The sequence below is a fragment of the Xylophilus sp. GW821-FHT01B05 genome (assembly GCA_038961845.1).
Classification (GTDB): Bacteria; Pseudomonadota; Gammaproteobacteria; order Burkholderiales; family Burkholderiaceae_C; genus Xylophilus.
Genome location: CP152408.1, coordinates 4210279 through 4222552, shown reverse-complemented (window position 1 = coordinate 4222552; position 12274 = coordinate 4210279). Strand labels below are relative to the sequence as shown.

At 67.1% G+C, this 12274-nt stretch carries 15 protein-coding genes; 12 read left to right on the top strand and 3 right to left on the bottom strand.

The genetic code is table 11. The annotated features are described in order from the left end of the window. Window positions 1-9: 9 nt before the first annotated feature. From AAFF27_19655 to AAFF27_19645, 3 genes are read left to right on the top strand one after another with little or no spacing between them, the layout of a single operon-like run. Window positions 10-1158 (top strand): transporter substrate-binding domain-containing protein, encoded by a 1149-nt coding sequence (locus AAFF27_19655; protein ID XAH22216.1) that lies wholly within the window; start codon window positions 10-12, stop codon window positions 1156-1158. Window positions 1159-1162: 4 nt separating this feature from the next. After that, entirely contained in the window at window positions 1163-1780 is a 618-nt protein-coding gene (locus AAFF27_19650) for an ANTAR domain-containing protein (GenBank protein XAH22215.1), read from the top strand. 30 nt (window positions 1781-1810) lie between these two features. Continuing rightward, the gene (locus AAFF27_19645) at window positions 1811-1942 is read left to right on the top strand and encodes a hypothetical protein (protein XAH22214.1); all 132 of its coding nucleotides are present in this window, start codon (window positions 1811-1813) and stop codon (window positions 1940-1942) included. 7 nt (window positions 1943-1949) lie between these two features. On the opposite strand, the gene AAFF27_19640 is transcribed toward AAFF27_19645, so the two are convergent. After that, window positions 1950-2720 (bottom strand): IclR family transcriptional regulator C-terminal domain-containing protein, encoded by a 771-nt coding sequence (locus AAFF27_19640; protein XAH22213.1) that lies wholly within the window; start codon window positions 2718-2720, stop codon window positions 1950-1952. A 249-nt stretch (window positions 2721-2969) separates the two neighbouring features. Between AAFF27_19640 and AAFF27_19635 the strand changes: the two genes are divergently transcribed. The 7 genes from AAFF27_19635 to aroQ all read left to right on the top strand — a co-directional run bounded on the left by AAFF27_19635 (window position 2970) and on the right by aroQ (window position 8889). Beyond that, window positions 2970-3515, top strand: coding sequence for a TRAP transporter small permease (locus AAFF27_19635; GenBank protein XAH26272.1), 546 nt, complete (start codon window positions 2970-2972; stop codon window positions 3513-3515). Next, window positions 3512-4792: a TRAP transporter large permease subunit gene (locus tag AAFF27_19630; protein ID XAH22212.1), complete on the top strand. Its 1281-nt coding sequence runs from the start codon at window positions 3512-3514 to the stop codon at window positions 4790-4792. Before AAFF27_19635 ends, AAFF27_19630 begins: the two co-directional genes overlap by 4 nt. A gap of 46 nt (window positions 4793-4838) precedes the next feature. Then, window positions 4839-5846 (top strand): TRAP transporter substrate-binding protein, encoded by a 1008-nt coding sequence (locus AAFF27_19625; GenBank protein ID XAH22211.1) that lies wholly within the window; start codon window positions 4839-4841, stop codon window positions 5844-5846. 171 nt (window positions 5847-6017) lie between these two features. Further along, a complete protein-coding gene (gene pcaB / locus AAFF27_19620; protein ID XAH22210.1) occupies window positions 6018-7226 on the top strand; it encodes a 3-carboxy-cis,cis-muconate cycloisomerase in 1209 nt (402 codons plus the stop codon). 29 nt (window positions 7227-7255) lie between these two features. Further along, on the top strand, window positions 7256-7642 hold the full coding sequence (locus AAFF27_19615; protein ID XAH26271.1) for a carboxymuconolactone decarboxylase family protein: 387 nt from the start codon (window positions 7256-7258) through the stop codon (window positions 7640-7642). A 24-nt stretch (window positions 7643-7666) separates the two neighbouring features. Next, complete coding sequence (locus AAFF27_19610; protein ID XAH22209.1) at window positions 7667-8431, top strand: alpha/beta fold hydrolase; 765 nt, start codon at window positions 7667-7669, stop codon at window positions 8429-8431. Continuing rightward, window positions 8428-8889: a type II 3-dehydroquinate dehydratase gene (gene aroQ, locus AAFF27_19605; GenBank protein ID XAH22208.1), complete on the top strand. Its 462-nt coding sequence runs from the start codon at window positions 8428-8430 to the stop codon at window positions 8887-8889. The genes AAFF27_19610 and aroQ overlap by 4 nt, the downstream gene beginning before the upstream one ends. Here the strand turns inward: aroQ and AAFF27_19600 are convergent, their stop codons facing one another. Continuing rightward, entirely contained in the window at window positions 8890-9786 is an 897-nt protein-coding gene (locus AAFF27_19600) for a LysR family transcriptional regulator (protein ID XAH22207.1), read from the bottom strand. Between the two features lie 90 nt (window positions 9787-9876). On the opposite strand from AAFF27_19600, the gene AAFF27_19595 reads away from it, so the two are divergent. Then, on the top strand, window positions 9877-10536 hold the full coding sequence (locus AAFF27_19595; protein XAH22206.1) for a DsbA family oxidoreductase: 660 nt from the start codon (window positions 9877-9879) through the stop codon (window positions 10534-10536). A gap of 109 nt (window positions 10537-10645) precedes the next feature. On the opposite strand, the gene AAFF27_19590 is transcribed toward AAFF27_19595, so the two are convergent. Then, entirely contained in the window at window positions 10646-11269 is a 624-nt protein-coding gene (locus AAFF27_19590) for a YbhB/YbcL family Raf kinase inhibitor-like protein (GenBank protein XAH22205.1), read from the bottom strand. 188 nt (window positions 11270-11457) lie between these two features. Here AAFF27_19590 and AAFF27_19585 point away from each other — a divergent pair, with 188 nt between their 5' ends. Next, window positions 11458-12267, top strand: coding sequence for a class III extradiol ring-cleavage dioxygenase (locus AAFF27_19585; protein ID XAH22204.1), 810 nt, complete (start codon window positions 11458-11460; stop codon window positions 12265-12267). The last annotated feature ends 7 nt before the right edge of the window (window positions 12268-12274 follow it).

Here is a 12274-nt window from a genome sequence, read left to right as displayed (position 1 = left end):
GACACGCCGATGGTCACTGACACAGATACCTCTGCCGAAGACGGCTGGCGCATTGGCGTGCTGTACTCGCGCTCAGGCGCCACGGGCGTGACCGAGTCGGAGCACTTCTTTGGCACGGCGCTGGCGATCGAGGAGATCAACAGCCTGGGCGGCGTACTCGACCGGCCGCTGCTGCCCATCGCCTACGATCCAAAAGGCGACTCTGGCGAATACCGCCGGCTGGCCACGCGGCTGCTGCTCGAAGACGAAGTCAACGTGGTGTTCGGCTGCTCGCGCTCGTCGAGCCGCAAAGCCGTGCTGCCGGTGATCGAGCGCAGCAACGCCTTGCTCTGGTATTGCTCGTTCTACGAAGGCTTCGAATATTCGCCCAACGTGATCTATACCGGCGCCGTGCCCAACCAGAACAGTGCACAGCTTGCGGCCTACCTGCTGAAGAACCGGGGCACGCGCTTCTTCCTGCTGGGGGCGGACTACATCTATCCGCGCGAATCCAACCGCGTCATGCGAGAGATGGTGGAGCAGCACGGCGGCGAGATTCTCGACGAGATCTACCTGCCGCTCGAAGCCACCGAGCCCGAACTGCAAGAGGTGATACGCGACATCGTGGCAGCGCAGCCTGACGTGGTGTTCTCCACCATGGTGGGCGAGTCGGCGCGGCGCTTTTATCAGATCTACCGCGAGCACGGCCTGGACCCGGCGCGCATGCCGATCGCAAGCCTGTCGATGGCCGAGGAGGAAGTGCGCCTCACCGGTGCCGGTATCTGCGAAGGCCACATTACGGCCGCAACGTATTTCGGCTCGCTGCAGAACGCGAGCAATGCACGCTTCGTCGAGCGCTGGCGCGCGCGTTTCGGCGACCGGCCCACCAGCACCTGGTCGGAGATGGCGTACAGCCAGGTACACCTGTTCGCGCGCACGCTGGAGCGCACCGGCAGCCTGGACACGCGCAAGCTGGTGAAGGCCTCGCACAGCGTGCGTTTCGAGTCGCCCGAAGGCCCGCTCTCGGTCGATCCCGAAAACAACCACTGCATGCTGACCCCGCGCATCGGCGTGTGCCGCGCCGATGGGCAGTTCGATATCGTGTGGCAGGGCGCGGAGCCGGTGAAGCCTGACCCCTACCTGTCGACCTTCGGTTTCTCCGACTTCTGGCTGAGCTGACAGGATGAGCAGCCTGCGCCGCCTCTACGACGACCTTCGCAGCATCTGCGTTGCGGTGGTGTACCCGCCGGGCGAAGACCGGGACGTGCTGCTCGACCAGCTCAAGCGCATCGGCTGCCGCCTCAAGGTGATCTGGCCGTTCCCGGCTGAGCCACCGACGGGCTGTGACGTGATCTTCTTCCAGGTGTCGCAGGAGCTGCAGGGCAGCGCAAGCTGGAGCGCCAGCGCGGTCGAAGCCACGCTTGTGGCGCTGTCGGACTACGAGAGTCCGACGACCCTGAAGCTGCTGCTCGACACCAGCGCCCACGGCGTCATCACACGGCCGTTTCGTTCGTCGGGCGTGCTGAGTACTCTGGTGCTGGCGCGCTCGTCGCGCGGCTATCAGGAGCGGTTGCAGAGCAAGGTGAACAAGCTGGAAGACACCATCCGCTCGCGCCGGCAGATCGAGAAGGCGGTGCGCCTGCTCACTGAAACGCAGAACCTGTCGGAGAGCAAGGCCTACGAGCACATGCGCTCGCGCGCCACGGCCTTGCGCGTGACCGTGGCCGAAGTGGCGACGATGGTGGTGGAGGCACACGAGGCCATGGAGAAGTTGGGGCTGGGCCGCGCGTCGGGCGTTTGATTTTCTTGCTGGTGTCGCGTCAAGCGTGAGGTGACGGATGGGCGCGAAGACATCGGCGTGCAGTGCAAGGCGCGGGCCGCAGCCCAGGCTTTACGCCTGGTCAAGGGCTGCAACGCAGCAATGCGCGGCGAGGGCAAGCGCGCACCGGCAGATCACGCTTGACGCGACACTAGAGCAAGTTCCGCATCGCCTGCGTAGTCTCGCGCAGTACCGGCAGCACCCTTGCCACCGCATCCTCGCTGCTTTCCTGCCCCATCGGCATGGTGACATTCACCGCGCCCACCACATGGCCCTTGCCGTCGCGCAGGGCCACGGCTACGCCGCGGTAGTGCAGGTCGATCTGCTGCTCTGACATGGCGTAGCCCAGGTGGCGGATGCGCATCAGCTCCACGTGCAGGCGCTCCTTGCTGGCCACGGTGTAGGAGGTGAAGGCTTTCAGCGGGTGTGTCTCCAGCCAGGCAGAGATGTCTTCCGGCTCGCGCTGCGCCAGCAGCAGCATGCCGGCGGCTGTCACCTGTGCCGGCATGCGCGCGCCCAGCACAAAGCCGGTGTTCATCGCGCGGTTGGCGCCGCTGCGGGCGATGAAGACCACGTCGTCGTCGTCCATCACGCTCAGGTAGGCGACCTCTTGCGTGCCGGTGGTGATGCGCTGCAGAAAGGGCTGGACGATGCGCGCCAGCCGCGACGAATCCAGGTACGCCTGCCCCAGGCGCAGCACGCGCGGCGTGAGCCAGAACAGCTTGCCGTCGGTGCCGACATAGCCCATGTGCGCCAGCGTCAACAGATGGCGCCGCGCGGCGGTGCGCGTCAGGCCGGTGAGCTTGCCGGCGTCGGATGCGTTCAGGCGCGCATGCGCGGTGTCGAAGGCTTCGAGGATGCGCAGGCCTTTTTCTATGCCGGCGATCCAGTCGCGCTTGTCGAGCGGGGAGGGGGTGGTCATGGGGCGCCTGGAGGTGAGCTTAGGAGTAACGCGAGTTACAGATGATCATCGCACAGAGGCGTTCAATCATCGTACGAAAGGCCAAGGCGCTTGCTCTTGAATGGGAGCGAGGCCCGCAAAATTCGCGCCTGAAGCCTCAAGGCGAACGATCAACGACCAGAAGCCATTCCAACAGCGCCCGGCGCGCGGGAGACAAACAAGGTGACGGCAAAGATTTTTGACGGCTACTGCCGGCTGCTGGAGGCGGTCATGGCTGCCTGCCTGGCCGTCATGGTGCTGATGGTGTTTGGCAATGTGGTGCTGCGCTATGGCTTCAATTCGGGCATCTCGGTGTCGGAGGAGGTGTCGCGCTGGCTGTTTGTGTGGATGACCTTCCTGGGCGCCATCGTCGCAGTGCGCGAGCACGGGCACCTGGGCACCGACATGCTGATCAGCCGCCTGCCGGTGTGGGGCAAGAAGCTGTGCCTGGTGGTGGCGCACCTGCTGATGCTGTGGGCCTGCTGGCTGCTGCTTGCCGGCAGCTGGCAGCAGATGCTGATCAACTGGGACGTGAGCGCGCCTACCACCGGCGCATCGGTGGCGCTGTTCTATGGCGTGGGCGTGGTGTTTGGCGTGTCGGCGCTGGCGTTTCTGCTGCACGGCCTGTGGCGCGCCCTGAGCGGCCAGCTGCGCGATGACGAGCTGGTGCAGGTGCATGAGTCAGAAGAGCAGGCCGACATCGACCGCATCAACGCCGAGCTGGCCCAGCGCGACGCCCAGGGCAGCGCAGCTGCGCGCAAGGGGACTGAGCCATGACCATTGCGATCTTCCTCGGCTCGCTGCTGGGTGCCATGGCCATTGGTGTGCCGATTGCCTTCGCGCTGCTGCTGTGCGGCGTGGCGCTGATGTGGCACCTGGACCTGTTCGACGCGCAGATCCTGGCGCAGAACGTGATCAACGGCGCCGACAGTTTTCCGCTGCTGGCCGTGCCTTTCTTCATGCTGGCGGGCGAGGCGATGAACCAGGGCGGCTTGTCCAGGCGCATCGTCAACCTGGCGCTGGCGGTGGTCGGCCATGTGCGCGGCGGCCTGGGCTATGTGGCCATCATCGCGGCCTGCGTGCTGTCGGCGCTGTCGGGCTCGGCGGTGGCCGATGCGGCGGCGCTGTCGGCGCTGCTGATACCGATGATGGTGGCCGCCGGCCATGACAAGGCGCGCTCGGGCGGCCTGATTGCGGCGGCCGGCGTGATCGGGCCGATCATCCCGCCATCGATCGGCTTTGTGATCTTTGGCGTGGCGGCCAATGTGTCGATCTCCAAGTTGTTTTTGGCCGGCATCTTCCCGGGCATTTTGATCGGCTTGTCGCTCTGGATCACCTGGTGGTGGCTGGTGCGCAAGGAGAAGGTCGAGCCGCCACCGCGCCGCAGCACGCGCGATGTGCTGCAGGCGCTGCGCGAGGCAACCTGGGCGTTGATGCTGCCTTTGATCATCCTGGTGGGCCTGCGCTTTGGCGTCTTCACGCCGACCGAGGCCGCGGTGGTGGCGGCGGTCTACGCAACCTTCGTCGCCACCGTGGTCTACCGCGAGCTGAAGCCCTCGCAGCTCTATGGCGTGCTGGTGTCGGCCGCCAAGACCAGTGCGGTGGTGATGTTCCTGGTGGCCGCCGCCATGGTCAGCGCCTGGCTGATCACCGTGGCTGATTTGCCGGGCAAGCTGGTGGCGTTGCTTCAGCCGCTGATCGACAGCCCGACGCTGCTGATGGTGGTGATCATGGTGCTGGTGATGGCGGTGGGCACGGCCATGGACATGACGCCCACCATCCTGATCCTGACGCCGGTGCTGATGCCGGTGGTCAAGGCCGCGGGCATTGACCCGGTGTACTTCGGTGTGCTGTTCATCATCAACAACTCGATCGGGCTGATCACGCCGCCGGTGGGCACGGTGCTCAACGTGGTGGCCGGCGTGGGCCGCATGAAGATGGATGACGTCATCCGCGGCGTGATCCCTTTTGCCTATGCGGAGTTCGGGATGATGTTCCTCATGGTGCTGTTCCCGCCGCTGATCATGTGGCCCGCCAAGTTCCTGTACGGCTGATGCTCACGGCCGCCCCTCGCTCAATACAAAACCCAAGGAGACTTTCATGAAGCGTTTCTTCCTCAAGACCGTGCTGGCCGCCGTGGCGCTGGCCGCTGCCGGGGGCGCAGCCGCCCAGGACATCAAGCCGCGCAGCATCAAGTTTGCGTTCCAGAACCAGACCGGCCACCCGCAGGCCCTGGGCGCGCAGAAGTTCGCCGACCTGCTGGCGCAAAAATCCGGCGGCAAGCTGCAGGTCAAGCTGTTCCCGGGCGGAGTGCTGGGCGGCGACCTGCAGACGGTATCGGCGCTGCAGGGCGGCACCATGGAGATGACGGTGCTCAACGCCGGCATCCTGACCGCGCAGGTGAAGGAGTTCGCGGTCTATGACTTCCCCTTCCTGTTCGCCAACCCGCAAGAGGCCGACGCCGTGACCGACGGCCCCTTTGGCCGCGGCCTGTTCTCCAAGCTGGCCGACAAGGGCCTGATCGGCCTGGGCTACTGGGACCTGGGCTTTCGCAATGTCACCAACAGCAAGCGGCCCTTGCACAAGCCCGAGGACATCGCCGGCCTGAAGATCCGCGTGATCCAGTCGCCGATCTACATCGACCTGTTCAACACCCTGGGTGCATCGGCCACGCCCATGCCCTTCCCCGAGCTGTACAGCGCGCTGGACCAGAAGGCGGTTGATGGCCAGGAGAACCCCAACACCACCATCCTGGCCTCCAAGTTTGGCGAGGTGCAGAAGTACCTCACCCTCACGCGCCACATCTACAACCCGCAGGCGCTGATCGTTGGCAAGAAGTTCTGGGACAGCCTGTCTGCGGATGAAAAGCGCCTGGTACAGGAAGCTGCGGCCGAGGCCACGCGCTTCCAGCGCGAGGTGTCGCGCGCCCAGGCTGACGAGGCGCTGGACAAGCTCAAGCAGGCTGGCATGCAGGTGACTGAGTTCTCTGCGGCCGACATGGCGCGGCTGCGCGACAAGGTCAAGCCGGTGATCGACAAGCAGACCGCCGCGGTGGGCGAGGGCACGGTGAAGGAGCTGATGGCCGAGATTGCCAAGGTGCGCCGGTAGGCCTTGCTGCCGTACTAGCGCCGCACCATCGCGGTATCCTCGACCGCCCGGCCCCGCATGCACTGCGCCTGCGGGGCCGGGCTTTTGACATGGCGCCACGTCGCTACTGTATTCATAGCTAAAGGTCCAGGAGCTACCTGGACTAAGTGCCAAAAACACTCACAAAACCGAATGACCATCTTCGAAGGCTTTCTTTCCACCCCTGAAGCGCTGGAGGCCTTCGGCGAGCGCAGCTTTGTCGACGCCATGCTGCGCTTCGAGGCCGCGCTGGCGCGTGCCCAGGCGCAGGTCGGGCTGATCCCGGAGACCGCGGCCAAGTCCATTGCCGACACCTGCAAGGTCGACCTGTTTGATGTCTCCAAGATCGTGCGTGAGAGCGCGCGCGCCGGCAGCCTGGCCATCCCGCTGGTCAAGGCGCTGAAAGAGACGGTGCTGCTGTTCAACAAGGACGCAGTCGCCTCCACCCACTTTGGCAGCACCAGCCAGGACGTGATCGACACCGCCACCGCGCTGGTCACCCGCGATGTGCTGGAGCTGATCACCGCTGATGGCCGCAAAGTGGTCGAGGCGCTGCTGGACCTGGCCGAGCGCCACGCCGCCACGCCCATGCTGGCACGCACGCTCGGCCAGCCGGCTTCGGTCATCAGCTTTGGCTGGAAGTGCGCGCAGTGGGCCGCGCCCGTCGCGCGCAGCCTGCAGCGCCTGCAGGCCACCGCGCGTGAGGCACTCGCCGTGCAACTGGGCGGCGCCGTGGGCACCCAGGCGCAGATGCGCGGCAAGGGCCCGGAAGTGGTCGCGCTAGTCGCCGCCGAACTGGGCCTGGCGGCGCCCGATGCACCCTGGCACACGCAGCGCGATGTCTGGGTGGCGCTGGGCTGCGATATCGGCCTGCTGGTCGGCAACCTGGGCAAGATCGCTGGTGACCTGGCGCTGATGGGCCAGTTCGAAGTGGGCGAGGCGGCCGAGCCGCAAGAGGCTGGGCGTGGTGGCTCGTCGGCCATGCCGCACAAGCGCAACCCGGTGGCGTCCATGGTGGTGCTGGCCGCCGCACGGCGCGCGCCGCAGCGCGTGGCCGCACTGCTGGCAGCCATGCCGCAAGAACACGAACGCGCCCTGGGCGCCTGGCAGGCCGAGCTGGCGGAGTGGCCGCAACTGCTGCAGTGCGCGCACGGCGCCGTGCGCGCCCTGGCCACCACGCTGCCCAGCCTGCAGGTGCATGCCGGGCGCATGCGCGCCAACCTCGACACGCTGCGCAGCGAGCTGCCGCGCGAGGCGGCGGACGAATGGTTTGATCCTGCGCTGGCCGAGCATTCCGCCGGCCTGGCCCGCGCCCAGGTGGCGCGGCTGCGTACCCTGATGAAACAAGGAGATATGAATTGAGCGACCGCGAAACCGACTACCAGGACGGCATGAAGAACCGTCGCCGCGTGCTGGGCGATGCCTGGGTGGACAAGGCCAGCGCCAACATCCACGACTACAACGCCGAGTTCCAGAACCTGATCAGCCGCTACGCCTGGAACGAGATCTGGGGCCGTCCTGCGCTGGGCGACAAGACGCGCCGCTTCATGGTGCTGTCGATGATGCTGGGCACCCATGCCTATGAAGAGTTTGCGATGCACGTGCGCGCCGCGCTCGATGGCGCGCCGGATTCACGCCTGACGCCGGACGAGATCAAGGAAGTGATCCTGCAATCCGCCATCTACTGCGGCGTGCCGGTGGCCAACCATGCGTTTGGCATCTTCACGGGCATCCTGCGCGAGAAGGGCTTTTTGCCTCCCGCTAAGCCGGCCGCCTGACACCCGTTCCAAGGAAATACAAGAATGCCCGCTCTGCATTTTGAGAAACAAGGCACAGGCCCGGTCCTGGTGCTGAGCCACGCGCTCGGCTGTGACCTGCACATGTGGGACGGCGTGGCCGCCGCGCTTGCTGCCCGCTTTACCGTGCTGCGCTACGACCACCGCAACCACGGCCGCTCGCCGCTGGTGCCTGGCGCTTTCTCCATCGAGGATTTGGCTGACGACGCGGCCGCGCTGATCCGCGCCGAGGCCGCTGGCCCGGTGTTCTTTGCCGGCGTCTCCATGGGCGGCATGACCGCGCAGGCGCTGGCGGTGCGGCATCCGCAATTGCTGAGGGGCATCGTGATTGCCAATTCGTCCGCCTATTACGCCGACAAGGCGCCCTGGCAGGCGCGCGAGGCGCGGGTAAAGGCCAGCGGCGTGGTGGACATTGCCGATGGCGCGGTCGAGCGCTGGCTCACACCGGCCTTCCGCGCCACGCCCGAAGGCGCAGCCCAGGCCGCGGCCCTGCGCGCCACGCTGGTCGCCACCGATGCGGCCGGCTACATCGCCAGTTGCAATGCGGTGGCGGCGATCGATTTCCGCGACAGCAACCGCCGCATCAGCGTGCCCACGCTGGTGCTGGCCGGCAGCCAGGACCTGGCCACGCCGCCGGCCATGTCTGAGGAGATCGCCAGCGCCATTCCCGGCGCGCAATTGCAGTCCATAGACGCGGCCCACATCAGCCCGGCCGAGCGCCCGGCCGACTTCGCCCGCATCACCACCCTATTTGTGGAAGCCCACGCATGAAAACCGCACTCGTCCTGAACGGCCCCAACCTCAACCTGCTGGGCACGCGCGAGCCGGCCGTCTATGGCTCGGCCACGCTGGCCGATGTCGAACAGCTGTGCCTGCAAGCCTGCGCCGCGCACGGCCTGACGCTGGACTTTCGGCAAAGCAACCACGAAGGCGAACTGCTCGACTGGCTGCACGCCGCCGGCCGTGCCGAGGCCGCCGGCACCATGGCCGGCGTGGTGCTCAATGCCGGCGCCTACACGCACACCAGCGTGGCGCTGCACGACGCCATCAAGGGCGCGGGCGTGACGCTGATCGAGCTGCACATCTCCAACGTGCATGCGCGCGAAGCCTTCCGCCACCACTCCTACATCTCGCCCGCGGCCAAGGCGGTGATGGCGGGGTTTGGTGTGGCGGGCTACGGTCTGGCGATTGCGGGCCTAGCGCAGATCGACGCAGCGCGCCCGCGCTGACTACTCCCAGTCCGGCGCCGCAAGGGATTCGCTAAGAAATTCGACCATGCGCCGCACCTTCAGCGACAGGTGCTGCCGGCTCGGGTAGACCGCGTGTATGCCCAGCTCGGGTAGGCGGTAGGCGGGCAGTACCTCGACCAATCGGCCGGCGCGCAGGTCTTCGCCAATGATGAAGTTGGGCTGCAGCGTCAGCCCCTGGCCGGTCAGCGCCACGGCGCGGCAGGTGTCGCCCGAGTTGCTGTGCATGCGCGGGCGGATCGTCACCTCGTGTGTGCCGTCGGGCCCTTCGAAGCGAAAGGCGTCGCCGTTGGCGCTGTACGAGTAGGCGATCACCGGGTGCTCGGCCAGGTCGGCCACGCTGCGGATGGCGGGTGCGCGCGCCAGGTACTGCGGCGCGGCGCACAGCACGATGCGCGCGCTGGCCAACCGGCGCGAGACCAGGGTGGAGTTGGGCAGGCGCGCAATGCGCACCGCCAGGTCGTAGCCGTCTTCCAGCAGGTCCACCACGCGGTCGCTTAGCTGCACGTCCAGCGCCACGTCGGGGTGGCGCTCCAGGAACCGGCCCCACAGCGGCGCCAGGCACAGGTTGCCAAAGCTCACCGGCACGTTGATGCGCAGCCGGCCGCGCGGCTGCACGGTGGCTGCGCTGGCGGCGGCGTCGGCCTCGGCCAGCTCATCGAGGATGCGGCGGCAGCGCTCGAAGTAGTCGGTGCCGGCATCGGTCAGCGACAGCCGGCGCGTGGTGCGGTGCAGCAGCCGCGTGCCCAGCCGCGCCTCCAGGTCCTGCACCAGGCGCGACACCACGGCCTTGGAGCTGCCCAGGCGGTCGGCGGCCTTGACGAAGCTGCCCATGGCGACGACGGTGGTGAAGGCTTCTATCTGGCGCAATGGGTCCATGGCAGGCAGGGGAAATGGTGGGTGGATAGGATGGAGTGGAGCACCCCATATTCGTTCACCCGACCCGTTCGCACCAGGAGAGACCGCCCCATGACCGCTACCTTGAAGATCGATTTTGTGTCCGATGTGTCCTGCCCCTGGTGCGCGGTGGGCCTGGGCGCGCTGGAGCAGGCGCTGGCGCGTGTCAGCGGTGATGTGCAGGCCGAGCTGCACTTCCAGCCCTTCGAGCTGAACCCGCAAATGGCCGCCGGCGGCCAGGACATCGCCGAGCACCTGCAAGAGAAGTACGGCTCCACGCCCGAGCAGATGGCGCAGAACCGCGAGGCCATTCGCCAGCGCGGCGCAGCCGTGGGCTTCACCTTCAACATGGACGATCGGCGCCGCATCTACAACACCTTCGACGCGCACCGCCTGCTGCACTGGGCCGAAGAAGAGGGCGGCCTGCAGCCGGCCCTGAAGAAGGCGCTGTTCAAGGCCTATTTCACCGACGGCGAGAACCCGTCCGACCACGCCGTGCTGGCGCGCATCGCAGGCGAGGTCGGGCTGGATGTGGCGCGTGCCCACGCCATTTTGGCCAGCGACGAATACGCCGCCGAGGTGCGCGAGCGCGAGCGGTTCTTTCAGCAGCACGGCATCCGCGCCGTGCCGGCCATCATCATCAACGAGCGGCACCTGATCTCTGGCGGGCAGCCGGCGGAGGTGTTCGAGCGGGCGCTGCGCGAGATCGCGGCGGATGCCGTACGGGCCTAAGAAATATTGGCTAAATATGCCTTTAGCCCAGGTGCAGCCTGGGCTATTAGCTATCTATTTGATAGTTTCAAGGCGCACCAGCAGTGATCCCCGGTGGGACTGGCGTGGCTCAGCTAGCGGCCGCCACCGGCCGCGCGTCCTTCACCCGGATCGAGCCATCCGGCCGCGTATAGGTGCCAATCAGCATGCCGCTGGCCAGGCCGTGCGCCTGCACCGCTTCCAGCACCGCCTCACGGCCGGGGGTGTCGCCAAAGTCTGCGCCGGCATCCAGCGCAAATAGCTGAAAGGCATAGCGGTGCGCGCCGTGGCCTGGCGGCGGGTCGGGCGGCAGCCAGCGCGCGAACAGGTAGGAGTTGCGGCCCAGACGCAGTTCCTTGTCTTCTGCTGCGGGGTGGGTGAACGCGCCTTCGGCCAGCGCGCCATCCTGCGGCGGCAGGCCGACCACGATGGCTTGCACCAGGGGCTTGGGCGTGGGTGCGTCGGCGTCTTCCACGATCAGCAGCAGCGAGGCGGCATTGCTGGGCACGCCCGTCCACTGCAGCGGTGGCGACAGGCCTTCGCCATCGGCGGTATAGAGCGCGGGGATGGGCGCGTGGTCGGCAAAGGCCAGGCTGCGCACGTCCAGCGCGGCCAGACCGCTGCGCAGGCCGGTGTGGTGAAAGGCCAGCGCATCCAGGCCGGCGCGGTGATGCCGCAATACATGGCCCAGGGCGTCGGGCAGGTTCTCGAGCATGGGAGGTCTCCGGCAAGGGAATTCGGCAACCTTCCATCGTGCTCCTGGCGTGGCCAAAAGCTGTTTCGCCTTGTGTCGGGCTGTGCATCGTTGTGCGTGGCACAACAATCTGTCGCGATGCCGTGGGTTTATTGCGGGCGCAAAGCCTCCTACGATTCCGGAATTGCATCTTTGCCCGGAGTCTGACCATGGCCGCCCCACTGCTTCCTTCCCTGTTCGTCTCGCACGGCTCGCCGATGTTCGCGCTGGAGCCCGGCAGCACGGGCCCGGCGCTGGCGCACTGGGGTGCGGCTTTGTCGGCCGACACGCCCTTGAAGGGCGTGGTGCTGATGTCGCCGCACTGGATGGCGCGCGGCCCGGCCGTGGGCACGCACCCGGCACCGCCCACCTGGCATGACTTTGGCGGCTTCCCACCGCCGCTCTACCAACTGCAGTACCCGGCGCCGGGCGACCCGGCGCTGGCGCAAGAGGTGATCGCGCTGCTGCAGCAAGCCGGCATCCCGGCCACCGCCGACCCGCAGCGCCCGCGCGACCACGGCGCCTGGGTGCCGCTGCTGCACCTGCTGCCGCGCGCCAACGTGCCGGTGGTGCAGGTCGCGCTGCCGGCGGGCTACGGCCCGGCCGAGGTGTTTGCCATGGGCCGCGCGCTGCGCAGCCTGCGCGGGCAGGGCGTGCTGGTGGTGGGCTCGGGCAGCATGACGCACAACCTGTCGGAGTTCTTCGGCGGCCGACCGGAGCTGGATGCGCCGGCCAAGCCCTATGTCGAGGCCTTCAGCCGCTGGATCGAGGATGCGCTGGCGCGTGGCGACATGGCCGCGCTGCTGGACTACCGCCGCCAGGCACCGAACGCGCAGCGCGCGCACCCGGACGAGGACCACTTCCTGCCGCTGTTCTTTGCACTGGGCGCGGCCGACGACGGCGCACTGCCGCAGTACCTGAGCCGCGAGGTGATGTACGGCAATCTGGCCATGGATTCGATGGCGTTCGAAACCGCCTGATTTTTAA